The organism is Ruminococcus callidus ATCC 27760 (assembly GCF_000468015.1).
GTDB classification, from domain to species: domain Bacteria; phylum Bacillota; class Clostridia; order Oscillospirales; family Ruminococcaceae; genus Ruminococcus_C; species Ruminococcus_C callidus.
Map to the genome: position 1 here is coordinate 377 of NZ_KI260407.1, position 1,925 is coordinate 2,301.

Sequence of the window (1,925 nt, forward strand, 5' to 3'; positions counted from 1 at the left end):
ACAACAAGGAACAGATCCTGAAGCTTCGCTCTTCCCTTCGCGAGTTTGGATTTGTGAATCCGGTCATTATCGACCGGGAATACAATGTGCTGGCTGGACATGGACGCATCATGGCGGCAAAGGAAGAAGGCATTGCAGAAGTTCCCTGTGTGTATGCCGACCATCTAACCGAAGCACAGAAGAAGGCATATATCCTTGCTGACAACCGGATGGCATTGGATGCAGGCTGGGACGAAGAACTGCTGTCCGTTGAAATGCAGGAACTACAGGAGCTCGGATTCGACCTTTCCATGACTGGATTTGATGAAAAGGAACTTGCGGACTTATTTGCATCAGATGAAGATGTAAAAGATGATGATTTTGATGTAGATAAGGCGGCAGAGTTTGAACCATTTGTTGAAAATGGTGACATCTGGCTTCTCGGCAGACACAGACTTCGCTGCGGAGATTCCACCAAACCTGATGAAGTTGCCTTGCTGATGGACGGTCAGAAAGCAAATGCCTGTATTACAGATCCTCCGTATAATTGTGCATATTCCGGCGGTACAGGTATGACAATTATGAATGACAAATGGTCTGACAGTGAGAAGTTCTATCAGTTTCTCTTGGATGCGTTCAAAAACGCATATACATCTCTCGCAGACGGCGGAGCATTTTACTGTTTCCATTCAGATGCAGAAAAATGTAATTTTTATAAAGCAACAGTTAATGCGGGATTCCACTATTCTACAACTTGTATCTGGGTAAAAGATACACTTGTTATCGGCAGAATGGATTTCCAAATGCGGCACGAACCAGTAATTTATGCTTTCAAGGATACTGCAAAGCACAAATTCTACGGTGACCGCAAGCAGACTACTGTATGGGAATTTGACAGGCCGAAAAAGTCAAAGCTACATCCTACAATGAAAACTCTTCCATTGATTGCATATCCGATTCGTATGTCATCACAGGAAAACGGAATCATTCTTGATCTTTTCGGCGGCAGCGGCTCTACACTCATTGCATCAGAACAGACCAACAGAATCTGTTACACACAAGAACTTGATCCCAAATATGCAACAGCAATCATCAGAAGATACATTGCTGCTGTTGGTTCAGCTGATGGCGTGTATGTTCTGCGCAACGGAGTAAAGTACCCGTGTTCAGAAGTACATGAGTTTTCAGCAGACGAACTGAATATTCAAGACAGCAATGTGAATGACGCTCAGAGAGGACGTGAGTGATATCGGCAATGTGAATTACACATTTTCTGATGATGGTATAATTGGCTATGGTCATCTTTCCGATGGGACGATATTCATGTTTGATGCTGATTTATTCAGTAGAATAAAAGATATCAAATGGTATGTCTCTTATAAAAGCAGGAAAGGTAGGCAAATATATATCGTTGACTGCCATGGTCGACCGCTGCATCAAGTGCTTTTTAGTACAAGAAAAGGAATGGAGCTGGATCATATCAATCTTGATACATTGGATAATCGAAGATGCAATGTCCGTTTCTGTACACATCAGCAAAATCAAATAAATCAACCGCTTCAAAAAAATAACACATCGGGTGTAAGCGGAGTAAGTTATTATCCACCCAGAAAGAAATATCGTGCAAGAATCAAAATCAGTCAGCTGGATATTCATCTTGGATACTACGATACATTTCAAGAGGCAGTTCAGGCAAGAAATGTTGGTATGGAGTGTATGTTTGGCGAATATGGAAGATATAACAACGTTCCTGCCGCACCAATATGGATACGAAGTAAAGTTATAGAGAAATGTAAACGCTTTGCAGAATTATCAGTATGCAGGGCGTTTCTTTTATCATGCGATAAAGCAGGAAATAATCTGGAGGTGACTAATGAATAGATCGCTCACCCTTGGCAGCCTCTTTGACGGTAGCGGCGGTTTTCCGCTTGCCGGACTGCTGGCAG

Annotated in this window: 2 protein-coding genes; both read left to right on the top strand. The window is 42.5% G+C overall.

Annotated elements, in window-relative coordinates; genetic code table 11:
- Positions 1–53: 53 nt before the first annotated feature.
- Positions 54–1,226 (top strand): site-specific DNA-methyltransferase, encoded by a 1,173-nt coding sequence (locus RUMCAL_RS07710; RefSeq protein WP_423219182.1) that lies wholly within the window; start codon positions 54–56, stop codon positions 1,224–1,226.
- Positions 1,219–1,860, top strand: coding sequence for an HNH endonuclease (locus tag RUMCAL_RS07715; RefSeq protein WP_207636448.1), 642 nt, complete (start codon positions 1,219–1,221; stop codon positions 1,858–1,860). The genes RUMCAL_RS07710 and RUMCAL_RS07715 overlap by 8 nt, the downstream gene beginning before the upstream one ends.
- Positions 1,861–1,925: the final 65 nt, after the last annotated feature.